Origin of the sequence: Variovorax sp. ZS18.2.2 (assembly GCF_024701975.1) — a bacterium.
GTDB lineage: Bacteria > Pseudomonadota > Gammaproteobacteria > Burkholderiales > Burkholderiaceae_C > Variovorax.
This window is the reverse complement of the sequence record NZ_JANLNM010000001.1, coordinates 2,163,869-2,189,861: the sequence shown is the minus strand read 5'-3', so window position 1 is coordinate 2,189,861 and position 25,993 is coordinate 2,163,869. Positions and strand designations below refer to the sequence as shown.

Annotated in this window: 28 protein-coding genes; 24 read left to right on the top strand and 4 right to left on the bottom strand. The window is 66.4% G+C overall.

Annotation, left to right across the window (positions count from 1 at the left end):
• Positions 1-88: 88 nt before the first annotated feature.
• The 19 genes from scpB (at position 89) to NU688_RS10200 (ending at position 19,509) form a co-directional block, all read left to right on the top strand.
• A complete protein-coding gene (gene scpB / locus NU688_RS10290) occupies positions 89-988 on the top strand; it encodes an SMC-Scp complex subunit ScpB (RefSeq protein WP_257860427.1) in 900 nt (299 codons plus the stop codon).
• On the top strand, positions 975-2,747 hold the full coding sequence (locus NU688_RS10285) for a pseudouridine synthase (protein WP_257860426.1): 1,773 nt from the start codon (positions 975-977) through the stop codon (positions 2,745-2,747). The genes scpB and NU688_RS10285 overlap by 14 nt, the downstream gene beginning before the upstream one ends.
• 157 nt (positions 2,748-2,904) lie before the next feature.
• Positions 2,905-3,330: a nucleoside-diphosphate kinase gene (gene ndk, locus NU688_RS10280; protein WP_257860425.1), complete on the top strand. Its 426-nt coding sequence runs from the start codon at positions 2,905-2,907 to the stop codon at positions 3,328-3,330.
• Between the two features lie 21 nt (positions 3,331-3,351).
• A complete protein-coding gene (rlmN, locus tag NU688_RS10275) occupies positions 3,352-4,506 on the top strand; it encodes a 23S rRNA (adenine(2503)-C(2))-methyltransferase RlmN (RefSeq protein WP_257860424.1) in 1,155 nt (384 codons plus the stop codon).
• Between the two features lie 4 nt (positions 4,507-4,510).
• Positions 4,511-5,365 (top strand): type IV pilus biogenesis/stability protein PilW, encoded by an 855-nt coding sequence (gene pilW / locus NU688_RS10270; protein WP_257860423.1) that lies wholly within the window; start codon positions 4,511-4,513, stop codon positions 5,363-5,365.
• Positions 5,358-6,314, top strand: a complete 957-nt coding sequence (locus NU688_RS10265; protein ID WP_257860422.1) for a helix-turn-helix domain-containing protein — start codon at positions 5,358-5,360, stop codon at positions 6,312-6,314. The genes pilW and NU688_RS10265 overlap by 8 nt, the downstream gene beginning before the upstream one ends.
• A gap of 5 nt (positions 6,315-6,319) precedes the next feature.
• Positions 6,320-7,609: a flavodoxin-dependent (E)-4-hydroxy-3-methylbut-2-enyl-diphosphate synthase gene (ispG, locus tag NU688_RS10260; RefSeq protein ID WP_257860554.1), complete on the top strand. Its 1,290-nt coding sequence runs from the start codon at positions 6,320-6,322 to the stop codon at positions 7,607-7,609.
• A 15-nt stretch (positions 7,610-7,624) separates the two neighbouring features.
• Entirely contained in the window at positions 7,625-8,935 is a 1,311-nt protein-coding gene (hisS, locus tag NU688_RS10255; protein WP_257860421.1) for a histidine--tRNA ligase, read from the top strand.
• 6 nt (positions 8,936-8,941) lie between these two features.
• The gene (locus NU688_RS10250; protein WP_257860420.1) at positions 8,942-9,634 is read left to right on the top strand and encodes a tetratricopeptide repeat protein; all 693 of its coding nucleotides are present in this window, start codon (positions 8,942-8,944) and stop codon (positions 9,632-9,634) included.
• 7 nt (positions 9,635-9,641) lie between these two features.
• Positions 9,642-10,784, top strand: a complete 1,143-nt coding sequence (gene bamB / locus NU688_RS10245) for an outer membrane protein assembly factor BamB (RefSeq protein ID WP_257860419.1) — start codon at positions 9,642-9,644, stop codon at positions 10,782-10,784.
• Between the two features lie 60 nt (positions 10,785-10,844).
• Positions 10,845-12,188 (top strand): ribosome biogenesis GTPase Der, encoded by a 1,344-nt coding sequence (gene der, locus NU688_RS10240; protein ID WP_257860418.1) that lies wholly within the window; start codon positions 10,845-10,847, stop codon positions 12,186-12,188.
• A 157-nt stretch (positions 12,189-12,345) separates the two neighbouring features.
• Complete coding sequence (gene hfq, locus NU688_RS10235) at positions 12,346-12,609, top strand: RNA chaperone Hfq (RefSeq protein ID WP_018902784.1); 264 nt, start codon at positions 12,346-12,348, stop codon at positions 12,607-12,609.
• A 57-nt stretch (positions 12,610-12,666) separates the two neighbouring features.
• Positions 12,667-13,836, top strand: coding sequence for a GTPase HflX (gene hflX, locus NU688_RS10230; protein WP_257860417.1), 1,170 nt, complete (start codon positions 12,667-12,669; stop codon positions 13,834-13,836).
• Between the two features lie 74 nt (positions 13,837-13,910).
• On the top strand, positions 13,911-15,287 hold the full coding sequence (gene hflK, locus NU688_RS10225; protein ID WP_308340290.1) for an FtsH protease activity modulator HflK: 1,377 nt from the start codon (positions 13,911-13,913) through the stop codon (positions 15,285-15,287).
• 17 nt (positions 15,288-15,304) lie between these two features.
• A complete protein-coding gene (hflC, locus tag NU688_RS10220) occupies positions 15,305-16,204 on the top strand; it encodes a protease modulator HflC (RefSeq protein WP_257860415.1) in 900 nt (299 codons plus the stop codon).
• 16 nt (positions 16,205-16,220) lie between these two features.
• Positions 16,221-16,409: a DUF2065 domain-containing protein gene (locus NU688_RS10215; protein WP_013542105.1), complete on the top strand. Its 189-nt coding sequence runs from the start codon at positions 16,221-16,223 to the stop codon at positions 16,407-16,409.
• A gap of 44 nt (positions 16,410-16,453) precedes the next feature.
• Entirely contained in the window at positions 16,454-17,614 is a 1,161-nt protein-coding gene (locus tag NU688_RS10210) for an ATP phosphoribosyltransferase regulatory subunit (RefSeq protein ID WP_257860414.1), read from the top strand.
• A 22-nt stretch (positions 17,615-17,636) separates the two neighbouring features.
• The gene (locus NU688_RS10205; protein ID WP_257860413.1) at positions 17,637-18,968 is read left to right on the top strand and encodes an adenylosuccinate synthase; all 1,332 of its coding nucleotides are present in this window, start codon (positions 17,637-17,639) and stop codon (positions 18,966-18,968) included.
• 16 nt (positions 18,969-18,984) lie between these two features.
• Positions 18,985-19,509, top strand: a complete 525-nt coding sequence (locus NU688_RS10200; RefSeq protein WP_013542102.1) for a phosphoribosyltransferase — start codon at positions 18,985-18,987, stop codon at positions 19,507-19,509.
• A gap of 11 nt (positions 19,510-19,520) precedes the next feature.
• Here NU688_RS10200 and NU688_RS10195 read toward each other — a convergent pair whose 3' ends face one another.
• From NU688_RS10195 to NU688_RS10185, 3 genes are all read right to left on the bottom strand, one after another.
• Entirely contained in the window at positions 19,521-19,985 is a 465-nt protein-coding gene (locus NU688_RS10195) for a VOC family protein (RefSeq protein ID WP_257860412.1), read from the bottom strand.
• 63 nt (positions 19,986-20,048) lie between these two features.
• Entirely contained in the window at positions 20,049-20,918 is an 870-nt protein-coding gene (locus NU688_RS10190; protein ID WP_257860411.1) for an AraC family transcriptional regulator, read from the bottom strand.
• 41 nt (positions 20,919-20,959) lie between these two features.
• The gene (locus NU688_RS10185; RefSeq protein ID WP_257860410.1) at positions 20,960-21,301 is read right to left on the bottom strand and encodes a DUF5713 family protein; all 342 of its coding nucleotides are present in this window, start codon (positions 21,299-21,301) and stop codon (positions 20,960-20,962) included.
• 104 nt (positions 21,302-21,405) lie between these two features.
• Between NU688_RS10185 and NU688_RS10180 the strand changes: the two genes are divergently transcribed.
• A complete protein-coding gene (locus NU688_RS10180; protein ID WP_257860409.1) occupies positions 21,406-22,599 on the top strand; it encodes a PLP-dependent transferase in 1,194 nt (397 codons plus the stop codon).
• A gap of 160 nt (positions 22,600-22,759) precedes the next feature.
• Positions 22,760-22,963, top strand: a complete 204-nt coding sequence (locus NU688_RS10175) for a hypothetical protein (RefSeq protein WP_257860408.1) — start codon at positions 22,760-22,762, stop codon at positions 22,961-22,963.
• An 80-nt stretch (positions 22,964-23,043) separates the two neighbouring features.
• Here the strand turns inward: NU688_RS10175 and NU688_RS10170 are convergent, their stop codons facing one another.
• A complete protein-coding gene (locus NU688_RS10170; protein ID WP_257860407.1) occupies positions 23,044-23,691 on the bottom strand; it encodes an arylesterase in 648 nt (215 codons plus the stop codon).
• Positions 23,692-23,733: 42 nt separating this feature from the next.
• Here NU688_RS10170 and NU688_RS10165 point away from each other — a divergent pair, with 42 nt between their 5' ends.
• Genes NU688_RS10165 through NU688_RS10155 form a run of 3 tightly spaced genes read left to right on the top strand, consistent with a single transcriptional unit; the run spans position 23,734 to position 25,992 of the window.
• Positions 23,734-24,456 (top strand): ABC transporter ATP-binding protein, encoded by a 723-nt coding sequence (locus tag NU688_RS10165; RefSeq protein WP_257860406.1) that lies wholly within the window; start codon positions 23,734-23,736, stop codon positions 24,454-24,456.
• Between the two features lie 47 nt (positions 24,457-24,503).
• On the top strand, positions 24,504-25,007 hold the full coding sequence (locus tag NU688_RS10160; RefSeq protein WP_257860405.1) for a ribosomal protein L7/L12: 504 nt from the start codon (positions 24,504-24,506) through the stop codon (positions 25,005-25,007).
• Positions 25,008-25,011: 4 nt separating this feature from the next.
• A complete protein-coding gene (locus tag NU688_RS10155) occupies positions 25,012-25,992 on the top strand; it encodes a hypothetical protein (protein WP_257860404.1) in 981 nt (326 codons plus the stop codon).
• Position 25,993: the final 1 nt, after the last annotated feature.

Sequence of the window (25,993 nt, the reverse complement as noted above, 5' to 3'; positions counted from 1 at the left end):
TGCACTCGCCGTGTGCCGGCAACGCCTCCTTCTTTCATCCTTCTGAACAAGCGCCCACTCGGCGCCTTTTTCCCGGATAACGCGAACCATGAATACGGCGGATGCCAAGCGCATTCTCGAAACCGCCTTGATCTGTTCGAGCCAGCCGTTGCCGGTGCGCGATCTGCGCGTGCTGTTCGACGACGAGTTGGGTGTGGACACCATCAAGGTGCTGTTGCTTGAACTGCAGGAAGACTGGGCGCAACGCGGCCTGGAGCTGGTGAGCGTCGGCAGCGGCTGGCGCTTCCAGAGCCGGCCCGAGATGCGCGACCACCTCGATCGCCTGCACCCCGAGAAACCGCCGCGCTACACGCGCGCCGCCCTCGAAACGCTCGCCATCATTGCCTACCGTCAGCCGGCCACGCGCGGCGACATGGAAGACATCCGGGGTGTCACGATCAACTCGCTGATCCTCAAGCAGCTCGAGGACCGCGGCTGGGTCGAGGTGATCGGCCACCGCGAAACCGTCGGTCGGCCCGCGCTGTATGCGACCACCCGCCAGTTTCTCGATGATCTCGGTCTTGCCTCGCTCGACCAGTTGCCGCTGATCGAAACTCCTGCGCAGCAGGCCGCGCTGGTCGATGCGCTCGAGCAGGCCTCTGGCAACCAGCCAGGCCTGCCCATGGACGCGGTCGCCGAATCGGATGCTGATGCATCCGCCGATGGCGATGCGGATGTGATGCCGGAAGAGGCGCCGCTGCCGGTCAGCGACTCCGTCGAAGCCGCACCCGAAGTGGTGGAAGCCGCCGCTGCGCAGGTTGCCGAAGACGCCGCAGCTGCCGATGTGGCCGAAGCGGATGAAACCCTGCTTCCCACAGGCGAAGAGGCCGAATCTCCCGTCGAAGCCGAGCCCACCCCCATTACTACCGACTCCGACCCCGATGCCGCGTCCCAGGACGAGGTCGATCCCCACGCAGTTCCTCCGGAAAAACCCCATGAGCCCATCTGACATCGACGACGCGGGAATCCTGCCGATCGCGCCTGAATCCGAGAAGAAAGAGGCGCAAGCGCCCGAACAGGCTGCGGATGCTGCGATCGATTCCGCTGCGCCTGCCGATGGCGAGGCTCCCAAGAAGCGGCGCCCGCGCAAGAAGAAGGTCATCGAGGCTGCTGCCGATGAGGCCGAGGCATCGCCCGTGGTCGCGCAGGCCGAGCCTGTAGAGCCCGCGGTCGAGTTGCCGGTTGCCGCTGCCGCGCCGGTCGAAGCCGCTCGGCAAGAGCGCCTGACAGAGGACGCTCCCCGGGGCGACCAGAGCGACCAGAGCGATCAGGACGACGACGAGGACGAAGACGAAGAGCCCGACGAGGAAGAAGACGACCTCGACCGCGCCCGCCGTGCCGCCGAGCGCGAGCAGCGCAACGCACTGCCGCCCGAGCCGATCCGCTTCGCGGACGTCATCTCGGGCCAGTTCGACGCCGACGAGGAAAGCCCCGAGGTGCCGCCGCTCAAGCGTGTGCTGCTGCCCGAAGCCGATTCGCCCAAGCTGCACAAGGTGCTCGCGCAGGCCGGCCTGGGTTCGCGGCTCGAGATGGAGGGGCTGATCCTGCAGGGCCGGATTTCGGTCAACAACGAGCCCGCCCACATCGGCCAGCGCATCCAGTACGGCGACCAGGTCAAGATCAACGGCAAGCCGATCCGCTACCGCATCGCGCCGCCGCCGCCGCGCGTGATCGCGTACCACAAGCCCGTCGGGGAAGTGGTCACGCATGACGATCCGCAGAATCGGCCCACCGTGTTCCGCAAGCTTCCGCGCCTGCAGCAGGGCAAGTGGCAATCGGTCGGCCGCCTTGACCTGAACACCGAAGGCCTGTTGCTGTTCAGCAGCTCCGGCGACCTGGCCAATCAACTGATGCATCCGCGCTTCGGCCTGGAGCGCGAGTACGCGGTGCGCGTGCTGGGTGCCCTCAGCAGCGAAGAGAAGCAGAAGCTGCTCGACGGCGTGCGCCTCGAAGACGGCATGGCCCAGTTCGGCACCATCGAAGAGGGTGGCGGCGAAGGCTCCAACTGCTGGTACCGCGTCACCATTTCCGAAGGTCGCAACCGCGAAGTGCGCCGGCTGTTCGAGTCGGTGGGCCATGCGGTCAGCCGGCTGATTCGCATCCGCTATGGCGCGATGGTGCTGCCGCGCGGCCTGAAACGTGGCGCCTGGATGGAACTGGACGAGCGCGACATCCGTGCGCTGTTCCAGGCCTCCGGCGGTGCGGTTGCGCGCCCTGCAGCGCCTCAGCAACGTGGCCCTGGTGGTCCCGAAGGCGGTGGTCGCAACGGACGCAACAAGAAGCGCCGCGGCAACCGCAATGGCGGTGGACAGGGTCAAGGGCAAGGCCAGCAGCCGCGCGAAATGCGCGATGAGGGGCGCGAGGCGCCCATTCCGAGTCCGCTGGGCGACGGTCGCGGTGGCCGAGCCAACCGCGGCGGCGGTGGCGGCAACGGCGGCCCCCCGCAGCAGCGCCGCGGCAATGCCGGTGGCAATAACCGCCAGGGGCAGGGCGGCGGCAATCGCCAGCAGGGCGACGATCGCCAGCCGAGTGGCGCCAACCAACCCGATCCGATGAAGACCTCGCTGGGCTACATCGGTGCCGACAGCTTCTCGCGCCAGCGCAAGGAGCAGCGCGGAGGACCGGGGGGGCGCCGCAGCGGTGGCGGTGGTGCTTCGGGCGGTGGTGGTTACGGCGGCCCGGCCGGCTCACGCCGCCGCGGACGCTGAAAGCCAGCCGTCACGGCGCGGCGCGGCTTTCGCGGGGTTTTCACCAATCCCGAAGGCCGCGCCGGTTAAAATCAGAGGCTTTGTCGACTCGTGACGAAACAAACTCGTTGCAGTTGTGACAAAACACTTCAAAATCAAAGCTGCAGGAAGCATTTCAATGGCTATCGAACGTACCCTCTCCATCATCAAGCCCGACGCTGTCGCCAAGAACGTCATCGGCAAGATCGTTTCCCGCTTCGAAGCTGCCGGCCTCAAGATCGTCGCCGCCAAGCTGGTGCATCTGTCGCGCAACGAAGCCGAACAGTTCTACTCGGTCCACAAGGATCGTCCCTTCTTCAAGGATCTGGTCGAGTTCATGATCTCGGGCCCCGTGTTCGTGCAAGTGCTCGAAGGCGAAAACGCCATCGCCAAGAACCGTGACCTGATGGGCGCCACCGACCCCAAGAAGGCAGCCGCCGGCACCATCCGCGCCGACTTCGCCGACAGCATCGACGCCAACGCCGTGCACGGTTCGGACGCTCCCGAAACCGCAGCGAACGAAGTCTCGTTCTTCTTCGCCGGCCTCAACGTCTACGCACGCTGAAGCTGTCTGCCGACTGATTCCATGACCACGGCCAACCTGCTCGACTTCGATCTCGAGGGTTTGGCTGCGTTCTGCGAAAAACTCGGCGAGAAGCGTTTCCGCGCCACGCAGCTGTTCCGCTGGATCCACCAGCGTGGCGCCAGCGACTTCACCCAGATGACCGATCTGGCCAAGTCGCTGCGCGAGAAACTCGCGACCACCGCGCGTGTGGAGGCCTTGCCGGTTCTCACGCAGCACGAATCCAAGGACGGCACGATCAAGTGGCTGTTCGACGTCGGCGATGGCAATGCCGTCGAAGCCGTATTCATTCCCGAGGACGACCGCGGCACGCTGTGCGTGTCGTCCCAGGCCGGCTGTGCGGTCGGTTGCCGCTTTTGCTCGACCGGGCATCAGGGCTTCAGCCGCAACCTGAGCACGGGCGAAATCGTCGCCCAGCTCTGGTTTGCCGAACACTTCCTGCGCAAGCACTTGAAGCGCGACGAGCGCGTCATCTCCAACGTGGTGATGATGGGCATGGGCGAGCCGCTGCAGAACTACACCGCGCTGGTGCCCGCATTGCGCACCATGCTCGACGACAACGCCTACGGGCTGTCGCGCCGCCGTGTCACCGTGTCGACCTCGGGCGTCGTGCCGATGATCGACCGCCTTGGCAGCGACTGCGCGGTGGCCATGGCCGTTTCGCTGCACGCGCCCAACGATGCGCTACGCGACGACCTCGTGCCGCTGAATCGCAAGTACCCGATTGCAGAACTGCTCGAAGCCTGCAAGCGCTACCTCGAACACGCGCCGCGCGACTTCATCACTTTCGAGTACTGCATGCTCGACGGCGTGAACGACCAGCCCGAGCATGCGCGCCAGCTGGTCGAGCTCGTGCGCAAGCACGATGTCTCGTGCAAGTTCAACCTGATTCCGTTCAACCCGTTTCCGGCCTCGGGCCTTCTGCGTTCGCCGCAGCCGCGCGTGCTGGCGTTCGCCCGGACGCTGAGCGAAGCGGGCCTCGTGACCACTGTGCGCAAGACGCGCGGCGACGACATCGATGCCGCCTGCGGGCAGCTCGCTGGCGACGTCAAGGACCGCACCCGCGCCGCCGAACGCATGGCCCAGCGCCGTGCAACCGAACGTCCCGTTGTCTTGCACCCGATGCGCAAGAACCCCACCGTCCCCCAGGAGCATTGAACCGATGAGCAAGGCCTTTCCGATGATCACCGCGAGCACGCAGCGCATGCTGGCTGCAAGCCTTGCCGGTGTCGCCGTGGCGTTTCTGCTCGCGGGCTGCGTCAACACGCGGACCACTACCACCAGCCTGGCCGACACCAGCTCGGGCAAGGCCACCGAGATGGTGACGGAGTCCGACGAAACCAACCGCCAGCGCCGCGCGCGCCTGCGCATGGAACTGGCTTCGGGCTATTTCGAACATGGACAGACCACCGTCGCGCTCGACGAAATCAAGCAGGCGCTGGTGGCCGACCCCAACTACGCGGACGCCTACAACCTGCGCGGCCTCGTCTACATGCGCCTGGAAGATGCGGGCCTGGCCGAAGACAGCTTCCGCCGCGCGATCGCGATCGCCCCGCGCGATCCCAACATCCGCCACAACTACGGCTGGCTGCTCTGCCAGCAGAACCGCTTTGGCGACGCCGCCCAGCAGTTCACCGAAGCGCTCGCCGTGCCCAGCTACAACGACCGCGCCAAGACGCTCATGACGCAGGGCGTCTGCGAGCTCAAGGCCGGGCTGCGCCCGCAGGCCGAGCGCAGCCTCCTGCAGGCTTACGAAATCGACGCCGGCAATCCAGTGGTCGGCTTCAACCTGGCGTCGGTGCTGGCGCAGCGCGAGGAGTGGCAGCGCGCGCAGTTCTACATTCGCCGCGTCAACAACAGCCCCTCGGCCAGCTCCGAGACGCTCTGGCTCGGCATCAAGATCGAACGCAAGCTCAACAACCGCGAGGCCATCGCGCAGTTGGGAGGCCAACTGCAACGCCGCTTCCCCCAATCGCGGGAGGCATCAGCGTACGAGCGCGGGAATTTCAATGACTGAACGGGTTTCGGAGTTCGGCACTTCCGCGGCACTGCCGCTCGAGGAAGGCGACATCACGCACAAGACGGCCGGCGACCTGCTGCGCGAAGCGCGCGAGGCGCACGGACTGCACATCGAAATGGTCGCGGCCGCCCTCAAGGTGCCGCCGCAAAAGCTCATGGCGCTCGAGGCGGACGACATCGCTTCGCTGCCCGACCCGGTCTTTGCGCGCGCCCTGGCCAGCAGCGTCTGCCGGGCCCTGCGCATCGATCCGGCGCCCGTGCTCGCCAAGCTGCCGAGCACCCAGCACACAGCGCTGGCCGTGGCCGACCGCACCCTCAAGACCAACATCGTTTCCGGCACGCCGCGCTGGAACGGCGGGCGCTCCAGCGTGCTGCCGTCACGGGCGCTGCTGACGGTGGTCGTGCTGCTGCTGATCGGCGCGGGCGCGCTGTTCTGGCTGCCGCAGTCGGTCTTCGATCAGATCGGCGCCTCGGTCTCGCGCCTCACGTCGCGCAGCGCGCCCGATGCGGCTTCGACGGGTGAGGCGCCTGCGGCCGGATCGGCTTCGGGCACGTCGGGCGTTGTTGCCGAGAACGTTCCCGTGCAAGCTGTCGCGCCCACGGGCCCGGCAGGCGATGCACTCGCCGCGGCCGCCAATGCAAACCCGGTTGTCCCTGCAGCCGTCGCGCCCGCATCGGCATCTCCCGTTGCCGCTGCAAACAGCAGCCAGCAACTGGTTTTCGTGGCACGCGAAGAGTGTTGGATCACCGTGACCGAAGCCGGCGGCAAGCAACTGCTGCGCCGCAGCTTGCAGGCCGGCGAAACCGTCGGGCTGTCGGGCACGCTGCCGCTCTCGGTGGTGGTGGGCCGTGCCTCGGCCGTCGATGTGCAGGTGCGCGGAAAGGCCTACGATCTGAAGCCTGTCACGCGCGGCGGCGGCGTGGCGCGTTTCGAGGTGACATCGTGACCGACTTGACTGACTGCACTCCTCAACCCATCGAATCAGCCATCGAATCGGCGGCGCCCAAGGCGCGCCGCTCGCGCCAGGCCAGCGTGGCCTGGGGCCCGCGTGTCGTCACGGTAGGCGGCGATGCGCCGGTGCGCGTGCAGTCGATGACCAACACCGACACGGTCGATGCCATCGGCACCGCGATCCAGGTGAAAGAACTCGCCATCGCGGGCTCCGAGATGGTCCGCATCACGGTCAACACGCCCGAGGCCGCGGCCCAGGTGCCCTACATCCGCGAGCAGCTCGATCGCATGGGCATCGATGTGCCGCTGATCGGCGATTTCCACTACAACGGCCACCGTCTGCTCACCGACTATCCAGCCTGCGCCGAGGCATTGAGCAAGTACCGCATCAACCCCGGCAACGTGGGCAAGGGCGACAAGAAGGACAAGCAGTTCGGCCAGATGATCGACGCCGCAATGCGTTGGAACAAGCCGGTGCGCATCGGCGTGAACTGGGGCAGCCTCGACCAGGAACTGCTCGCCAGCCTCATGGACACGAACAGCCAGCGCGCCGAGCCCTGGGATGCCAAGCAGGTGATGTACGAGGCGCTGATCACCTCGGCCATCGAATCCGCGAAGCTCGCCGAATCGATGGGCATGGCTGGCAACCAGGTCATCCTGTCGTGCAAGGTGAGCGGGGTGCAGGACCTGATCTCCGTGTACCGCGAACTTGCGAAGCGCTGCGACTATCCGCTGCACCTGGGCCTGACCGAAGCCGGCATGGGCACCAAGGGCACGGTGGCGTCGGCCACGGCGCTGTCGATCCTGCTGCAGGAGGGCATCGGCGACACGATTCGCGTGTCGCTCACGCCGCAGCCGGGCGAGTCGCGAACGCAGGAAGTGCTGATCGCCAACGAAATCCTCCAGGCCCTGGGCCTGCGCGTGTTCGTGCCCAGCGTCACGGCCTGCCCCGGCTGCGGCCGCACCACGAGCACCACCTTCCAGGAACTGGCCAAGCAGATCGACGACTACCTGCGGCTGCAGATGCCGGTCTGGCGCAAGAAATACCCGGGTGTCGAGACGATGAAGGTGGCCGTCATGGGCTGCATCGTCAACGGCCCTGGCGAGAGCAAGCACGCCGACATCGGCATCAGCCTGCCCGGCACCGGCGAGGCGCCCGCCGCGCCGGTCTTCATCGACGGCGAAAAGGCCCTCACGCTGCGCGGCGACAATATCGCCAACGAGTTCCACCAACTCGTCGAAACCTACATCGAAAAGCGCTTCGGCGGCGAACACGCCGTCGCTGCCTGACACCTCCGCAGACTCATGGCTGAAAAATTGAATGCCGTCAAAGGCATGAACGACATATTGCCGCCCGAATCGGCGCGCTGGGAGTGGCTCGAGGCCACCGTGCGCGAGCAGATGGGCCGCTTCGCCTACCGCAACGTGCGCACGCCGATCCTCGAGCACACGGCGCTGTTTGTGCGCGGTATCGGCGAGGTCACGGACATCGTCGAAAAAGAGATGTACGCCTTCGAGGACCGCTCCGACAAGCACGGCCAGGCCGAGCATCTCGCGATGCGTCCGGAGAACACGGCCGGCCTCGTGCGCGCCGTGATCGAGCACAACATGCTCTATGACGGTCCCCGGCGCCTCTGGTACACGGGTCCGATGTTCCGCCGCGAGAAGCCGCAGCGCGGGCGCTATCGCCAGTTCCACCAGATCGGCGCCGAGGCGCTCGGCTTTGCCGGTCCCGATGTCGATGCAGAGTTGATCCTGCTGGCCAGCGCGCTCTGGAAGGCCATCGGCCTGACCGATGTGCGGCTCGAACTCAACAGCCTGGGCCAGCCCGCCGAGCGCGCGTTGCACCGTGCTCAGCTCATCGCCCACTTCGAGCAGCATGCCGACAAGCTCGACGAAGACGGCAAGCGCCGCCTGCACAGCAACCCGCTGCGCATCCTCGACACCAAGAACCCGGCCATGAAGGATGTGGTCGAGTCGGCGCCCAAGCTGAGCGAGTTTCTCGGAGCCGAATCGATCGCGCACTTCGAGGGGCTGCAGGCCATCCTCCAGGCCAACGGCATCGCCTACACGATCAACCCGCGTCTCGTGCGCGGGCTCGACTACTACAACCTCACGGTGTTCGAGTTCGTCACCGATCGCCTCGGTGCGCAAGGCACCGTTTGCGGCGGCGGCCGTTACGACGGCCTGATCGAGCAGATTGGCGGCAAGCCTGCACCGGCCGTGGGCTGGGCCATGGGTGTGGAGCGCGTCCTCGACTTGCTGAAAGAGCAGGGCTCAGACATTCCCGCGCCGGCTCCCGATGCCTACGCCGTCGTGCCCGACGCGACCTCCATGCCGCAGGTGCTGCGCACGCTGCAGCAGTTGCGCGAAGCCGGCGTGCGTGTGCAGATGCACGGCGCCACGGCCGAGGGCCTGGCGAGCTTCAAGTCGCAGATGAAGAAAGCCGACAACAGCGGCGCGACCTACGCGCTGATCTTCGGCGCCGATGAACTTGCACGCGGCGAAGTGACTCTCAAGGCGTTGCGCGACCGCAGCGGCGCGCAAATCGCCCGGCCGCTCGCCGAAGTGGCCACCTGGGCCGCCACCCTACAATCCCCGGCTCCCAACACCTGACAGCGCATGGCAACTCATCTCGATCTCGAAGAACAGGAACAGCTCGACCAGCTCAAGCATTTCTGGAACACCTACGGCACCCTGATCACTTGGGTCGTGCTGCTCGTCGCCGGCGCCTTCGTGGCCTGGAACGGCTGGCAGTACTTCCAGCGCAGCAAGGCAGCCCAGGCTGCGGCCCTTTACGACGAGGTCGAGCGCAGCACGCAGTCCGGCGACGTCGAGCGCATCCAGCGCGTGCTGGGCGACATGAAGGAACGTTTCGCCGGCACCGCCTATGCGCAGCAGGCTGGCCTGCTGGCCGCCAAGACGCTGTACGAAAAGGGCAAGGTCGAGGAATCGCGTGCCGCGCTGGGCTGGGTGGCGCAGAGCGCCATCGACCCGGGCTACCAGGCCATCGCGAAGCTGCGGCTAGCGGCCGAACTGCTCGACGGCAAGTCGTACGACGAAGCCCTCAAGCAACTCGACGGCAAGGTGCCCAAGGATTTCGAGCCGCTGGTGGCCGACCGCAAGGGCGACATCTACATGGCACAGGGCAAGCGCGACGAGGCGCAGCAGGAATACCGCAAGGCCTGGACGGGCCTGGGCGCGACCTCCGACTACCGCCGACTGGTGGAGATCAAGCTGAACGCGGTCGGTGTCGACCCGAAGAGCCTGGCGCCGACCATCACTGTCACACCCGCAGCCCCCAAAAACTCCTGACCGCATCATGAATTTCAAGCGTCTCATGCCTGAATCGGGCGCCTTGCGCGCAGGTTCCGCTCTTGTTTTGGTAGCGCTGCTGGCCGCCTGTTCGGGCACCAGCAAGCCGAAGCCGGCCGAGCTGCCCGCCAACCCCGCCTTGCTCGGCGTGCGCCAGGCCTGGAGCGTGAAGATTCCGGAAGTGAGCTTCCCGCTCACCGCCGACGTCAGCGGCGACATCGTGACCGTGGCCGGCAGCGACGGCACCATCGTGGCCATCGACGCCCGTGCCGGCCGCGAAACCTGGCGCGCCAACGCGGGCGCCACGCTGGCGGCAGGCGTCGGCAGCGATGGCACGATGGCCGCGGTCGTCACCACCAACAACGAACTCGTTGCCATCGAAGGCGGCAAGGTCCTGTGGAAGCAGAAGCTGTCGGCCCAGGCCTTCACCGCACCGCTGGTCGCAGGTCGCCGCGTGTTCGTGCAGACCGCGGACCGCAGCATCAGCGCCTGGGACGGCCAGAGCGGCCGCCGCCTCTGGCTGCAGCAGCGCCCCGGTGAAAACCTCGTGCTGCGCAAGTCGGGCGTGCTGATCGCCGTGGGCGACACCCTGGTCGCCGGCATCGGCGGCCGGCTGGTCGGCATCAACCCGGCCAACGGCACGTCGCGCTGGGAGTCGCCCATCGCGGCACCGCGCGGCACCAACGACGTGGAGCGCCTGGTCGACCTGACAGGCAGCGTGAGCCGCTTCGGCGACAGCGTTTGCGCCCGTGCCTACTACGCCAGCGTCGGCTGCGTCGAGACCCAGCGCGGTGCGCTGGTCTGGAGCAAGCCGGCCTCGGGCGCGGACGGCGTCACCGGCGACGAAGGCTTTGTCTACGGCACCGAATCCGACGGCAGCGTCACGGCCTGGCGCCGCGGCGACGGTGAACGCGCCTGGCAATCGACCCGTTTCAAGAACCGTGTGCTGACCTCGCCGCTCGCGGTGGGCCGCTCGCTGATCCTCGGCGAGGACACCGGGTCCCTGCATTTCGTTTCGCGCGAAGACGGCGCGCTGCTCAATCGCGTTACGCCCGATGGCTCCGCCATCACCGTTGCGCCGGTCCTGGCCGGCAACACGGTCGTGGTCGTGACTGCCAAGGGCGGCGTGTTTGGCTATCGCCCTGAATAATTTCTTCTTTTCCCACTCTCAAGGCCCGACCATGAAAACCGCGCCATCGAAAGGCCGGCCATGAAGCCGGTCGTGGCCCTGGTCGGCCGTCCCAACGTCGGCAAGTCGACGCTCTTCAACCGCCTGACCCAGACGCGCGACGCCATCGTCGCCGACTTCGCCGGCCTTACGCGCGACCGCCACTACGGCAACGGCCGCCTGGGCAAGCACGAGTTCATCGTGATCGACACCGGCGGCTTCGAGCCCGACGCGGGCAGCGGCATCTACAAGGAAATGGCCAAGCAGACACGGCAGGCCGTGGCCGAGGCCGATGTGGTGATCTTCGTGGTCGATGCCCGCGAAGGCCTCTCGGCGCAAGACCACGACATCGCCAACGAGCTGCGCCGGCTGGGCAAGCCCTGCGTGCTGGCGGCCAACAAGGCCGAAGGCATGCACGACGGCACCAAGCTGGTCGACTTCTACGAACTGGGCTTTGGCGACGTGCACGGCGTGTCCGCCGCGCACGGGCAGGGCATGCGCGACCTGGTCGAGCTGGCCCTCGAGCCGCTGAACCTGCCGGATCCGGACGATGAGGCCGACGAAGACGACGTCAACAAGCCCATCAAGCTGGCGGTGGCCGGCCGGCCCAATGTCGGCAAGTCCACGTTGATCAACACCTGGCTCGGCGAAGAGCGCCTGGTGGCCTTTGACATGCCGGGCACCACGCGCGACGCCATCTCGGTGCCGTTCGAGCGCAACGGCCAGCGCTTCGAGCTGATCGACACCGCCGGCCTGCGCCGCAAGGGCAAGGTGTTCGAGGCGATCGAGAAGTTCTCGGTGGTCAAGACGCTGCAGGCCATCGAGTCGGCCAACGTCGTGCTGCTGCTGCTGGACGCCACGCAAGGCGTGACCGACCAGGACGCGCACATTGCTGGCTACATCCTGGAGAGCGGCCGCGCAGTGGTGATCGCCATCAACAAGTGGGATGCGGTCGACAGCTACCAGCGCGAGCAGATTCAGCGGCAGATCGAAACCCGGTTGCCGTTCCTGAAATTCGCGTCATTGCATTTCATCTCGGCCATCAAGCGTCAGGGCCTCGGCCCGGTGTGGCAGGCAATTGCGCAGGCGCACAAATCGGCCACCCGCAAGATGTCGACGCCGGTGCTTACGCGCCTGTTGCTGGAGGCGGTGCAATTCCAGGCGCCCCAGCGCGGCGGCATGTTCCGGCCCAAGCTGCGCTATGCGCACCAGGGCGGCATGAATCCGCCGGTGATCATCATCCACGGCAATTCGCTGGAGCACGTGACCGATGCGTACAAGCGATTCCTGGAAGGGCGCTTCCGCAAGGAATTCGACCTGGTGGGCACGCCCTTGCGGATCCAGTTCAAAAGCTCGCAAAATCCATTTGCGGACAAGGACAGCTGAATTGCGTTTGGGCGCGCTTGGCCACCGATGGCGGCCGATGAGTTGCAGCTGGAACGGAAGTTCCGTCTTTTGAGAACCGTTATTTTCTCAAGGCTTTTGGCCCCGATTGCTGCAGCGCAGAAACCCTGTGTTAAGGTCATCTCTCCAACAACTACTCTTGAACACGGAGAATATCGTGAGCAATAAAGGGCAACTTCTGCAAGACCCGTTTCTGAACACCCTGCGTCGCGAGCATGTGCCGGTTTCCATTTATTTGGTGAACGGCATCAAGCTGCAGGGCCAGATCGAGTCTTTTGACCAATACGTCGTGTTGCTCCGCAACACAGTGACGCAAATGGTCTACAAGCACGCCATTTCCACCATCGTGCCGGGTCGTGCCGTCAACTTCTCGGCTGCCGAGAACGACGACGCCGCAGCCTGATCGCGCGGAGCGCGGCGGAGCCCCCTCCGTCGCGCTTTTTCCATTTTCTGATTCCGCTTGTCTGAACTGATCCACCGCCAGGAAGGCGCCGCCGTTCTCGTCGGCGTCGACTTTGGGCTGCCCCATTTCGACAGCGAACTCGAGGAACTCGGCCTGCTCGCGCAGACCGCGGGCCTCACGCCTGTCGCCCGACTCACCTGCAAACGCAAGGCGCCCGATGCGGCGCTGTTCGTTGGCAGCGGCAAGGCCGATGAGATCAAAGAACTCGCCGCCATGCACCGGGCTAGCGAAGTCATCTTCGACCAGTCCCTGAGCCCGGCGCAGCAGCGCAACCTCGAGCGCCAGCTCGACGTCGCTGTCTACGACCGCACTTTCCTCATTCTCGAAATCTTCGCCCAGCGCGCGCGTTCTCACGAAGGCAAGCTGCAGGTCGAACTGGCTCGCTTGCAGTACCTCAGCACGCGGCTGGTCCGCCGCTGGTCCCACCTGGAGCGCCAGACCGGCGGTGCAGGTGTGCGCGGCGGCCCGGGCGAGAAACAGATCGAGCTCGACCGCCGGATGATCAGCGAGTCGATCAAGCGCACGCGCGAGCGCCTGGCCAAGGTGCAGAAGCAGCGCGGCACGCAACGCCGGCAGCGGGAGCGCCGCGAGACCTTCAACATCTCGCTGGTGGGTTACACCAACGCGGGCAAGTCGTCGCTCTTCAATGCGCTCGTCAAGGCGCGCGCCTATGCGGCCGACCAGCTCTTCGCCACGCTCGACACCACGACCCGCAACCTCTACCTGGGCGATGCGAAGCGCCAGGTGTCGATTTCCGATACCGTCGGATTCATCCGCGACCTGCCGCACGGCCTGGTCGACGCGTTCAAGGCCACGCTGCAGGAGGCGGTCGATGCCGACCTGCTGCTGCACGTGATCGACGCCTCCAATCCCCATTACCCCGAGCAGATGGCCGAGGTTCAGTCCGTCCTGCGCGAGATCGGCGCGGACGCCGTTCCGCAACTGTTGGTATTCAACAAGCTCGACGCTCTTGAAAGCGCGCAACGTCCACTGCATCTGCAGGACGAGATGGAAATCGACGGCGTTCAGGTCCCCCGCATCTTCCTCAGCGCCAAAAGCGGCGAGGGCGTACCGTTGCTGCGCGCCGAGCTGGCCCGGCTATCGGGCTCCGTAGCCGATACGATGACCCCTGCGGACGACACTGAATTGCACGATGCTGCCCTTTGATTGGGCACAATCCCGCCACTGACAAGAGAACGAAGCGAATGAATGCAAAGCCAGCGTGGAGAGGGTTTCTGGGCATGTTCAATCTGAACGATGGCCGATGGGGTCGCGGGGACGAGCCGTCGTCCTCCAACGGCGACCGCCCAGCCGGCAACCGGCCCCCCGATGCCGATCCTCCGGGCGCACCGACGCCCCCGCCTTCGGGCAACAACAATAACAACGGCAACCGCCCCCGCGGCCAAGGCCCCAACCAGGGCCCGCCCGACCTCGATGAACTCTGGCGCGATCTCAATCGCAAGCTCGGTGGTTTCTTCGGCGGCGGCAAGGGCGGTGGCAACCGTCCCAACGGCGGCAACAGCGGCGGTGGCGGCAACGGCTACAGACCCGACATGAAAAACGCAGGATTCGGCCTCGGCCTGGTGGCTGCCGTGGCGATCCTGATCTGGCTCGGCACCGGCTTCTTCATCGTGAACGAAGGCCAGCAGGCCGTGGTCACGCAGTTCGGCCGCTACAAGTCGACGGTGAACGCCGGCTTCAACTGGCGCCTGCCGTACCCGATCCAGCGCCACGAGGTGGTGGTGACCACGCAGATCCGCTCCACCGACGTGGGCCGCGACGCCATCGTGCGTTCCACGGGCCTGCGCGAATCGGCCATGCTGACCGAAGACGAGAACATCGTCGAAATCAAGTTCGCCGTGCAGTACCGCCTGAGCAATGCGCAGGCCTGGCTCTACGAAAGCAAATCACCGGCCGAAACCATCGTTCAGGTGGCTGAAAGCTCCGTGCGCGAAGTGGTCGGCAAGATGAAGATGGACGCGGCACTGGCCGAGGAGCGCGACCAGATCGCTCCGCGCGTCCGCGCGCTGATGCAGACCATCCTCGACCGCTACAAGATCGGCGTCGAAGTCGTCGGCATCAACCTGCAGCAGGGTGGTGTGCGTCCTCCCGAGCAGGTGCAGGCAGCGTTCGACGACGTGCTCAAGGCTGGCCAGGAGCGCGAGCGCGCAAAGAACGATGCACAGGCCTACGCCAACAACGTGGTGCCGCTCGCCACCGGTACGTCTTCGCGCCTGAAGGAAGAATCCGAGGCCTACAAGGCGCGCATCATTGCGCAGGCCCAGGGTGATGCCGGCCGTTTCAGTGCGGTGCTGGCCGAGTACCAGAAGGCGCCACAGGTCACCCGCGACCGCATGTACACCGACGCCATGCAGCAGATCTACGCCAGCACGACCAAGGTGCTGGTCGACACCAAGGCGGGCTCCAACCTGCTGTACCTGCCGCTCGACAAGATCATGCAATTGAGCGGCAACAATGCGGCCGCCACACCCGTCGATGCCGCCAGCCCGAGCGTGGCCGGCACCGCACCGACCCAGTCGTCGGTGATCCCGGTGGCGCCGCCCACGGGCGAGACCCGTGCACGCGACGGTCGTTCGCGTGACCGCGACGTGCGCTGAAAAAGGCCTAGAAGAACATGAACAGAATCGGATTCATCGCCTCGTCGATCCTCGTCTTGCTCGTGCTGCTGAGCTCGACCCTCTTCGTGGTCGACCAACGCCAGTTCGGCGTGGTCTACGCCCTCGGCCAGATCAAGAGCGTCATCACCGAGCCCGGCCTCAACTTCAAGCTGCCGCCGCCGTTCCAAAACGTGTCGTACATCGACAAGCGCCTCTTGACGCTGTCGAGCATCGACACCGAACCCATGCTCACGGCTGAAAAGCAGCGCGTGGTGATCGACTGGTATGTGCGCTGGCGTATCAGCGATCCGCAGGCCTACATCCGCAACGTCGGCCTCGACGAAAACGCGGGTGCCATGCAACTGAACCGCGTGGTGCGCAATGCGTTCCAGGAAAACATCAACAAGCGCACCGTGCGCGACCTGATCTCGTTGCGTCGCGAAGCCCTCATGGCCGATGTGCAGCGCGAAGTGCTGGGCGTGGTGAAGGGTGCCAAACCCTGGGGCGTGGATGTGGTCGACGTGCGGATCACCCGTGTGGACTACGTGGAAGCCATCACCGAATCGGTTTACCGCCGCATGGAAGCCGAGCGCAAGCGCGTGGCCAACGAACTGCGCTCGACCGGTACGGCCGAAGGCGAAAAGATCCGCGCCGATGCCGATCGCCAACGCGAAGTGATCGTGGCGAACGCCTACCGCGATGCCCAGAAGATCAAGGGCGAGGGTGATGCCCAGGCTGCCGCTTCCTACAGCGAGGCCTTCGGCCGCGACCCGCAGTTCGCCCAGTTCTATCGCAGCCTCGAGGCCTACAAGCAGAGCTTCAACAAGAAGAGCGACGTGCTGGTGGTCGACCCGTCGTCCGACTTCTTCCGTGCCATGCAGGGCTCCGGCTCGGCAGGCAACGCACCCCGCCGCTGATCCGCTCCGGGGCTTCGTGAGCGCCGAGACCTTCTGGAGCGCGCTCGCGCTCGTCCTGGTGATCGAAGGCATCCTGCCCTTCGTTTCGCCGGGAGGTTGGCGGCGCGGCTTCGGACAGTTGATGCAACTGCGCGACGGCCAGCTGCGTTTCTTCGGTCTTTGCAGCATCTTGCTGGGCTTGGTACTACTTTGGGTTTTGGCGTAGCGCGGTCCCGGTAGAATCCCGGTTTAACCACGCCCCCGATCCCCATGTCCGCCTGGGTCCTCCCGGATCACATTGCCGATGTGTTGCCTTCCGAGGCGCGCCACATCGAAGAACTTCGACGCCAGCTGCTCGATACCGCCCGTGGCTATGGCTACGAGCTGGTGATGCCGCCGCTGCTCGAGCACCTCGAGTCGCTGCTCTCCGGCACCGGCGAGGCGCTCGACCTCCAAACCTTCAAGCTCGTCGACCAGCTCTCCGGCCGCAGCATGGGCCTTCGTGCCGACACCACTCCTCAGGTGGCGCGCATCGATGCCCACCTGCTGAACCGCGACGGCGTGGCCCGGCTTTGCTACTGCGGCCCGGTGCTCCACACCCGGCCCGACCGCCCGCATGCGACGCGCGAACCGCTGCAGTTCGGCGCCGAGATCTACGGCCATGCCGGCCTCGAAGCCGACACCGAAACCCTGCTGCTGGCGCTCGACTGCCTCGATGCCGCAGGCCTGCGCGACGGCGTGATCGTCGACCTGGCCGATGCCCGCATCGTGCGTGCGCTGTTCGCCGGCGTGCCGGTCGATGCCGCCGCGCTCGCCCGCGTGCATGCCGCTCTGGCTGCCAAGGATGCGAGCGAGCTGCACCTGCTCACCAAGGATTTCCCGGCCGCTTCACGCGACGGGCTGCGCGCGTTGGTCCAGCTCTACGGCGACGCCGCGGTGCTCGACGAGGCTGCCAAGGCCTTGAAGGGCACGCCGGCCGTGAGCGCCGCGCTGGCCGACCTGAAGCAACTCGCCGCCGGCCTGAACGGCACGGCAGGGCGCCAGATCAGCTTCGATCTGGCCGATCTGCGCGGCTATGCCTACTACAGCGGCATGCGCTTCGGCATCTACGTGCCGGGCGCCGCCGATTCGCTGGTGCGCGGCGGCCGCTACGACGAGGTGGGGGCCGTGTTCGGCCGCAACCGCCCGGCCGTCGGCTTCAGCCTCGACGTGCGCGAACTGGTCGGCGTGCTGCCGGCGCGCCCGCTGCGCGCCGCCATTCGTGCGCCGTGGAGCGATGCAGCGGGCCTGCGCCAGGCCATCGCCCAATTGCGCAAGGCCGGTGAAACGGTTGTCTGTGTGCTGCCGGGACACGGCAGCGAAATCGATGAATTCCATTGCGACCGCGAGCTCGTCGAGCAGGCGGGTCAATGGAATGTCCGAGCGATCTGAATTTTTAAGCAATGGAACGAGCATGAGCGTAACCACCGGAAGAAACGTGGTCGTCGTCGGCACCCAGTGGGGCGATGAAGGCAAGGGCAAGCTGGTCGATTGGCTGACGGAGAGCGCCCAGGGCGTGGTCCGCTTCCAGGGCGGCCACAACGCGGGCCACACGCTGGTCATCAACGGCGTGAAGACCGCGTTGCACCTGATCCCGAGCGGCATCATGCGGCCCGGCGTCAAGTGCTACATCGGCAACGGCGTGGTGCTGTCGGCCGCCAAGCTGTTCGAGGAAATCGAAGGCCTGGAGAAAGCCGGCGTCGAAGTGCGCTCGCGCCTGCGCATCAGCGAGGCCTGCCCGCTGATCCTGCCGTTCCACGCCGCGCTGGACATCGCGCGCGAGGCCTACCGCGAGAAGGGCGGCGTCGAGAAGATCGGCACCACCGGCCGTGGCATCGGTCCGGCCTACGAAGACAAGATCGCCCGCCGCGCGCTGCGCGTGCAGGACCTGAAGCACCCCGACCGCTTCGCCACCAAGCTGCGCGTGCTGCTCGACCTGCACAACCACGTGCTGACGCAGGTGCTGGGCGCACCGGCCGTCGACTTCGACACCGTGTTCGACGAAGCCATGCGCCACGCCGTGCTGCTCAAGCCGATGATGGCCGACGTGTCGCGCGAGCTGAACGACGCGCACAAGGCCGGCGCCAACCTGCTGTTCGAAGGCGCGCAGGGCACACTGCTCGACGTGGACCATGGCACCTACCCGTATGTCACCTCCAGCAACTGCGTGGCCGGCAACGCCGCCGCCGGCTCGGGCGTGGGCCCGGGCATGCTGCACTACATCCTGGGCATCACAAAGGCCTACTGCACGCGCGTCGGCGGTGGTCCGTTCCCGACCGAACTCGACTGGGCCACGCCCGGCACTCCCGGCTATCACATGAGCACCGTGGGCGCCGAAAAGGGCGTGACCACCGGCCGCAGCCGCCGCTGCGGCTGGTTCGACGCCGCGCTGCTCAAGCGCTCGGCGCAGGTCAATGGCCTGTCGGGCCTGTGCATCACCAAGCTCGACGTGCTGGACGGCCTCGAGAAGCTCGAGCTGTGCACCGGCTACGAACTCGACGGCGAAACCACCGACATCCTGCCGATGGGCGCGGACGAAATCGAACGCTGCACGCCGATCTACGAGACCCTCGAAGGCTGGACCGAAAGCACCGTGGGCGTCACGCAATACGACAAGCTGCCGGTCAATGCGCGCCTCTATCTGCAGCGCATCGAGCAGATCACGGGTGTGCCGATCCACATGGTGTCCACGAGCCCCGATCGCGACCACACGATCATGATGCGTCACCCCTACCTGGCCGACTGAAGAGGAACTAGAACCCATGTTGACCGAAGACGGCAAACATCTCTACGTCAGCTACGACGAGTATCACAACCTGATCGAGAAGCTCGCGATCAAGGTGCACCAGTCGGGCTGGGAGTTCGACACCATCCTGTGTCTCGCGCGCGGCGGCATGCGCCCGGGCGACGTGCTCTCGCGCATCTTCGACAAGCCGCTGGCGATCATGTCGACCAGCTCGTACCGTGCCGATGCGGGCACGGTGCAGGGCCACCTGGACATCGCCCGCTTCATCACCACGCCCAAGGGCGAGATCGCTGGCAAGGTGCTGCTGGTGGACGACCTGGCCGACTCGGGCCACACGCTGCATGCCGTGATGGACATGCTGCGCAACAACTACAAGCCCATCACCGAGCTGCGCAGCGCGGTGATCTGGACCAAGGCGCTGTCGACCTTCACGCCCGACTACTCGGTCGAGTACCTGGCGACCAACCCCTGGATCCACCAGCCCTTCGAGGGCTACGACTCGCTCGGTGCAGAGAAGCTGCTGGAGAAGTGGTCGGTCTGATCAGCCGTTGATCAGGCCTGGCACGACCCGTCGCCGGACGTGAGCATCGCGGTGTAGCGCCGCTGCATCTCTTCCGGCGTCAGTTTTTCGATGCTGTGGCCGACGTTCCAGCGGTGGCCGAAGGGGTCGCGAAAAACCCCGGAGCGCTCGCCATAGAACTGGTCCTGCGGCGCCATGTCGAGCGTTGCGCCGGCCGCCACGGCCCGCGCCACCACCGCATCCGCATCGTCCACGTGCAGGTGCAGCGTCACCGCGCTGCCGCCCAGCGTCTTGGCGCTGCGGATGTTGTATTCGGCGAACTCGTCCGAGATCATCAGGATCGCGCCGTTGTGGAAGTCCAGTTCCGCGTGGCCGATGCGCCCGCTGGGCTCGGTGAGGCGGAATATTTCCTTCACTTCAAAAACCTCGCAATAGAAGTCGATGGCCGCGCCGGCATCGTCGACGCAGAGATACGGGAACAGTTCGTGGATCGCCATGGTTGTTGCCTTTCGAGAGAAGGGGAAGCAGTGTCGTGGCGCCGATTCTGGGTCGCCGCGCCGCTAGCGTCTTGAACGAATTTGACCTGTTGTTGTGCCCGCCGGCACATGCCGCGGCGACATGGCCCCGGTCCGCCGCCACGCCTGCGGCGACATGCCCGCCAGCGCGGAGAACTCGCGGCTCAGGTGTGCCTGGTCGCTGTAGCCGGCCGTGAGCGCGATCTCGGCCCAGCTTTGCGCGGGATCGCCTGCCAGCGTCAGCGCGCGGTCGAAACGCATCACGCGTGCGTACTCCTTGGGGCTGAGGCCGATGGCGCTGCGAAAGAGCGCGATGAAGCGGTGGTGGCTGTAGCCGCTGCGAGTCACCAGTCCGGCGATCGAGGGGTTTTCGCGGGCCAGTGGGCCGAGCGTTGCGGCGATGGCCGGATGCAGGCCACGCAGGCCGGCGCCGAGCGAGTCGATGACACGCTGGGTGAGCAGGGCTTCGAAGACATTCAGCTGTCTTTCGAGGTCACCCGCCGCATGAACCTGCTCGAGCGCGGCATCGGTCTGCCGCGCGCCCCACAACGCATCGAGCGGCGTGTGCTGGTTGGCCAGTGCATCCTCGGGCGCACCGAGCAGGGCGCGTGCGGCGCCGGGCTGAAGCTGTGCGCCGACGGAGCGTGTGGCCACCGAAACGTCGCGCATGTAGGAGGCGGCGCGCGTGCCGCCGACGATCGCGTAACCGCAGGTCTGGCCGCGCATGTCGTCGGGGCCACCGAACAGCTTCAGCGGCGGACCCGACAGGCGGAGCACCAGGTGCATCCCACCGGTAGGCAGCACATGCTCGCGCGCGCCGGGCCGATCGGTCGATGCGCCTTCGGGCGCCGAAGCCCACAGCAGCTTCACGAAGGGTTGCAGATGGGGAGGAGGGGGGCGCGTCAGCTGCACCATCGGTGCATTGTGCGACGGAACCCGTGCTGCGAAATCCGGGCCTACCAGTCGCGCGTGGCGATCACGTCCTCGATATCGACATCGACGAACCCGTAGGCCCTGACGATGGTCTCGAAGTCCGCGCCAATGGCTTCGCGCGCGCCTGTTTCCAGTTCGCTGTCGTTCTCTTCGAACTCCTCGACCAGTTCGTTGAACCGGTCCGTGGCGGCATGCGTCAGCTTCAGCAAGCCGGCGTCGTCGGATGGTTTCTTCGCCTCGATCTCCTCGCAGAGATCGACCAGGATCTGCTTGCACTTGTCCACCAGGAAGTCGGGAAAGTACGCGTCGCGGTACATGTCCTTGAGGAACGGATGGTTCTGCAGTTGCGGGTTCGTGATCGGCATCGACGGGCTCCTGGTGGGGTTGTGTGGCGTGGTTCGCAAGCGCGAGGCCGCGAGTCTAGGGCGCCCGGTTTCCCCGCGTGTGACGGGCGCGCTAGCATCGGCACATGAGCAAGCCATCGACGACCCTGATCCACCACCCCTACACCCCGCCCGCCATCTTCTCCGCGCCGCAGCCCGGCGTGTTCAAGGCATCGACGGTCTTCTTCGCCGACGTGGCCGCCATGCGCGCACGCGACTGGAAGACCAAGGCCGGCTACACCTACGGCCTGCACGGCACGCCGACCACCTTCACGCTCGAGGAGCGCCTGGCCACGCTCGAAGGCGGCACCGAATGCCTGCTGGTGCCCAGCGGCCTGGCGGCCATCTCGCTGGTCTCGTTTGCGTTCCTCAAGACCGGCGACGAGGTGCTGATTCCCGACAACGCCTACGGCCCCAGCAAGGCGCTGGCCACCGGCGAACTCGCCAACTTCGGCATCACCCACCGCCTGTACGACGCGATGAATCCGGCCGACCTGGAGGCCAAGATCTCGCATCGAACGCGGCTGGTGTGGGTCGAGGCGGCGGGCTCGGTCACGATGGAGTTTCCGAACCTGCCCGCGCTCGTGGACGTCTGCCGCGCACGCGGCGTGGTAACGGCGTTGGACAACACCTGGGGCGCGGGCCTGGCGTTCGCGCCCTTCGATTTCAACGGCACGGGGCAGGGTGTGGACATCTCGGTGCACGCGCTCACCAAGTACCCCAGCGGCGGCGGCGACGTGCTGATGGGCAGCGTGGTCACCAACGACGAGCGGCTGCACCGCGCACTCAAGCTCGCGCACATGCGCATCGGCTTCGGCGCCGGCGTGGGTGACGTGGAGACGCTGCTGCGCTCGCTGCCGAGCATCGGCCTGCGCTATGCGGCGCACGACCGTGTGGCGCGCGAACTGGCTGGCTGGCTCAACGGCTGCGAGGAGATCGCGCAGGTGCTGCACCCCGCGCTGGAGGATTCGCCCGGCCACGCCAACTGGCGCGCGCTGTGCGGCGCCACCGACCTGGCCGCGGGCCTGTTCTCGGTCGTGTTCGACGAGCGCTACAGTGCCGAGCAGGTCGACCGTTTCTGCGACAGCCTGAGGCTCTTTCGCCTCGGCTATTCGTGGGGCGGGCCGATCAGCCTCGTGGTGCCCTACGACATCGGCCTGATGCGCGATGCGAGCGTCGCGCGCTGGCCCTACAAGGGCACGTTGGTGCGCTTCTCGGTCGGCCTGGAAGATGTCGACGATCTGCGCGGCGACCTGCAGCAGGCGCTGGTGCAGATGTAAGACCGGTGCGATGGGCTGGTTCATGCACCAGCGCTACCCCGGTTTGCAAGGTGTGTTCGAGTTCGAAACGGCGCCCGGCGCCACGCCTTGAGACTGCACCGTTATCGCTTACAGTAGGCGACGCACAGTCACCGTGACTGTCTCGCCTCAAGGAGAAGCAGTGGCAACACCAAATTACGGCTACGAGAAGCGCCAGAAAGAGCTGGCCAAGAAGAAGAAAAAGGAAGACAAACTCCGCGAGAAGCAATACCGCAAGCTCGGCCCGAGCAGCGACGGACTGGCTCCCGGAGACCCGGAGACCGACGTGGCATCGCTCGAACGCGATCCCCCCACGGTGCCCGAGTTGCCCACCAAGAACGGTTGATCCGTTCCTGGCGTCCCCATCGAAATGCCGCCGCAGGCCTGTGCCTGCGGCGGCTTTTTGCTTCTTGCGCGCCGCCCGCCTTACTTCGGCAGCAGCTTGCGCAGTTCGGGCCAGACGTTGTCGAGCAATTGGGGCTGCGCCACGGCCGTTGGATGGATGCGGTCGGCCTGGAACAGCGAGAGCGCATCGGGCGCATCGGCCACGCCCTTGAGCAGGAAGGGCACCAGCGCCGACTTGGTCGCGCCCGCCACCTTCGAGAACACCGCCTCGAAGCGCCGCGTGTAGTCGCCACCGTAGTTCGGCGGCACCTGGATGCCGACGATCAGCACCTTCGCGCCCGCGGCCTGCGCGGCCTTGGTGATCTGCAGCAAATTGCTTTCGGTGTCCGAGAGCGGGAGGCCGCGCAATGCGTCGTTGGCGCCGAGCTCCAGCACCACGTGGCTGGGCTTGTGCTGCGCGAGCAGGGCGGGGAAGCGGGCGCGTCCGCCGGAGCTGGTGTCGCCGCTGATGCTGGCGTTGACCACGGTGGCCGCGATCTTCTGCTGGGCAAGCCTTTTTTCCAGCAAGGGTACCCAGCCTTCACCGCGCTTCAAGCCGTACTCTGCACTCAGCGAATCGCCCAGCACCAGGATGACCGGCTTGTTGCCGGCCGCGTTGGTGGCCTGGGCGTGCGCCGCGGCCGTCCATGTCCCCGCGCTGCCCGCACCGCCTAGTGCGGCGGTGGTCAAGATAAAGTCACGTCGATTCAAAACCAAAGCCAAAGCCTTTCCATGTCCCAACCCCCGTCTGATGCCATTGTCGCCGTCGAGCATGTCTTCAAGTCCGTCACCGATTCGACCGGCACGCTGGACATTCTGCAGGACATCCATTTCACCCTCGGCTCACGGGAAACCGCCGCCATCGTCGGCGCCTCGGGCTCGGGCAAGAGCACCTTGCTGTCGATCATCGCGGGGCTCGATACGCCCACGCGCGGCACGGTCAAGCTCGCGGGCGACGACATCTTCGCCATCGACGAGGACGAACGCGCCGCCCTGCGCGCGCAGCGCGTGGGCTTCGTGTTCCAGAGCTTCCAGCTGCTGGGCAACCTGAGCGCGCTCGAAAACGTGATGCTGCCGCTGGAGCTGGCCAACCGCAAGGACGCGCGCAAGGCCGCCACCGAAATGCTCGGCCGCGTCGGCCTCGGCCAGCGCCTGGGCCACTACCCCAAGGTGCTCTCGGGCGGCGAGCAGCAGCGCGTGGCGCTGGCGCGGGCCTTCGTGGTCCAGCCGGCCCTGCTGCTGGCCGACGAGCCCACCGGCAGCCTGGACTTCGCGACCGGCGAGCAGGTGATGAAGCTGATGTTCGACCTCAACCGCGAACTCGGCACGACGCTGGTGCTGGTCACCCACGACCGCGGCATCGCGTCCCGTTGCGAGCGCCGCATCACCATCGAGGCCGGGCGCGTGTCGCTCAACGAGAAAACGCCGGTCTCGACGGTCGACCAGGCCGCCTGAACGCCAAAGACGCAGCGAAGAGACAACAACAACCCGAGGAGAGGTCCATGGACAAGCTTCCACCCGAAGCCATCGCGGCATTGCAGCGCGGCAGCCTGATCGAGGCGATCAAGATCGTGCGCGACAAGACCGGCATGGACCTCAAGTCGTCCAAGGAAGCCGTCGAGCGCTACGCCAATGGCGAGGGCGCGCCGGCCGATTGGCAGGAGGGCGACTGGGGCCGCGGCGAACCCGAGGGCGCGGGCATGCAGGGCAACGGGCCCGCGGCGGTGCCGTCGGCCGCGCTCACGGCCCTGGCAAAGGGCAACAAGATCGAGGCCATCCGTCTCACGCGCGAAGCCACGGGCCTCGGCCTGGCCGAGGCCAAGCAGTTGGTCGAGAACCACCAGAACCCGGCGGCCGGCGATTTCGGACACCTGTCGTCGGGCATTCCGACAAACCCGATGGCCGAGCCGGGGCGGGTGTCGCAAGGGGGCTCCAAGTTGCTGCCCATCGTCATCGTCGTCCTGGTCGTGGTGCTGGCCTGGCTGTATTTCGTGAAGGGCGCCTGAAGCGATGATCGTTCCCCAGTTCTGGGCCGAGGGCCGCATCCAGGAGCGCCTGGCGGGAAAGCAGATCACCGTGCGGCGCTACGGCTGGTCCGACGACAGCCCACTGGCCGCGCAGGCGCATGCCGACCAGCGCACCCGCGAGGCCTTCGACCGCATCGCGAGTGGCGAAAAGCTCGAGCGCCGCGAGCGCAAGTTGGCCTACAACGGCGCCGACGGCGTGCCGATCCGCGAGGAAATCGTCGAGCGGCAGGGCGAGAGCGTCATCACCCGCAATGGCTACGGGGCGCGCTGCCTCAACACGCCCGACGTGATGTTCGTCGACATCGATTTCGACGAACCCCTGCGCACCAGCGTATTCGGCTTTGCACTGGTGCCGGCGCTCATCGCGGGCATCGTCGGCGGCTGGACGGCCAAGACCTGGGTGGGCGGGCTGATCGCCGCCATCGTGGTCTTCATCGTTGCGTACCGCATCGGGCTGGCCAAGAAGCGCGGGGAGGCCAGCACGAACCCCGCGCCCGAGAAGCGCGCGGCCGAGCGCATCGGGCGCTTCATGCACCAGCATCCCGACTGGCACCTGCGGGTCTACCGCACCCCTGCGGGCTTTCGCCTGCTGGCGATGCATGACGTCTTCGGCCCGGCCGACATGACGGTGGCCGACTGCTTCCAGGCGCTGGGCGTGGACAAGGTCTACGCGCGCATGTGCCGCAACCAGAACTGCTTTCGCGCCCGCGTGAGCGCCAAGCCCTGGCGCGTCGGCATCGGCGAGCACATGCGGCCGCGGCCGGGCGTCTGGCCCGTGTCGCCCGAGAGGCTGCCCGTGCGCGATGCCTGGATCGCGCAGTACGAAAAGGCCGCCGAAGGCCACGCCGCCTGCCAGTACCTGGAGAGCGTCGGCAACACCGGGCGGGTGCATCCGAACGCGCAGGCGGTGCAGGAACTGCACGACGAGCGCACGCGTGCGCTCAGCGGCCTTCCGATCGCCTGAG

Coding starts and splice junctions, on each gene's coding strand:
- rlmN (WP_257860424.1), top strand. CDS start 3,352: ATGACCACGGCCAACCTGCTCGACTTCGATCTCGAGGGTTTGGCTGCG.
- NU688_RS10265 (WP_257860422.1), top strand. CDS start 5,358: ATGACTGAACGGGTTTCGGAGTTCGGCACTTCCGCGGCACTGCCGCTC.
- NU688_RS10155 (WP_257860404.1), top strand. CDS start 25,012: ATGATCGTTCCCCAGTTCTGGGCCGAGGGCCGCATCCAGGAGCGCCTG.
- hflC (WP_257860415.1), top strand. CDS start 15,305: ATGAACAGAATCGGATTCATCGCCTCGTCGATCCTCGTCTTGCTCGTG.
- scpB (WP_257860427.1), top strand. CDS start 89: ATGAATACGGCGGATGCCAAGCGCATTCTCGAAACCGCCTTGATCTGT.
- NU688_RS10185 (WP_257860410.1), bottom strand. CDS start 21,301: ATGCCGATCACGAACCCGCAACTGCAGAACCATCCGTTCCTCAAGGAC.
- NU688_RS10195 (WP_257860412.1), bottom strand. CDS start 19,985: ATGGCGATCCACGAACTGTTCCCGTATCTCTGCGTCGACGATGCCGGC.
- NU688_RS10205 (WP_257860413.1), top strand. CDS start 17,637: ATGAGCGTAACCACCGGAAGAAACGTGGTCGTCGTCGGCACCCAGTGG.
- bamB (WP_257860419.1), top strand. CDS start 9,642: ATGAATTTCAAGCGTCTCATGCCTGAATCGGGCGCCTTGCGCGCAGGT.
- NU688_RS10180 (WP_257860409.1), top strand. CDS start 21,406: ATGAGCAAGCCATCGACGACCCTGATCCACCACCCCTACACCCCGCCC.
- NU688_RS10165 (WP_257860406.1), top strand. CDS start 23,734: ATGTCCCAACCCCCGTCTGATGCCATTGTCGCCGTCGAGCATGTCTTC.
- NU688_RS10200 (WP_013542102.1), top strand. CDS start 18,985: ATGTTGACCGAAGACGGCAAACATCTCTACGTCAGCTACGACGAGTAT.
- der (WP_257860418.1), top strand. CDS start 10,845: ATGAAGCCGGTCGTGGCCCTGGTCGGCCGTCCCAACGTCGGCAAGTCG.
- ndk (WP_257860425.1), top strand. CDS start 2,905: ATGGCTATCGAACGTACCCTCTCCATCATCAAGCCCGACGCTGTCGCC.
- NU688_RS10190 (WP_257860411.1), bottom strand. CDS start 20,918: ATGGTGCAGCTGACGCGCCCCCCTCCTCCCCATCTGCAACCCTTCGTG.
- NU688_RS10285 (WP_257860426.1), top strand. CDS start 975: ATGAGCCCATCTGACATCGACGACGCGGGAATCCTGCCGATCGCGCCT.
- NU688_RS10250 (WP_257860420.1), top strand. CDS start 8,942: ATGGCAACTCATCTCGATCTCGAAGAACAGGAACAGCTCGACCAGCTC.
- hflK (WP_308340290.1), top strand. CDS start 13,911: ATGTTCAATCTGAACGATGGCCGATGGGGTCGCGGGGACGAGCCGTCG.
- NU688_RS10160 (WP_257860405.1), top strand. CDS start 24,504: ATGGACAAGCTTCCACCCGAAGCCATCGCGGCATTGCAGCGCGGCAGC.
- hisS (WP_257860421.1), top strand. CDS start 7,625: ATGGCTGAAAAATTGAATGCCGTCAAAGGCATGAACGACATATTGCCG.
- pilW (WP_257860423.1), top strand. CDS start 4,511: ATGAGCAAGGCCTTTCCGATGATCACCGCGAGCACGCAGCGCATGCTG.
- NU688_RS10210 (WP_257860414.1), top strand. CDS start 16,454: ATGTCCGCCTGGGTCCTCCCGGATCACATTGCCGATGTGTTGCCTTCC.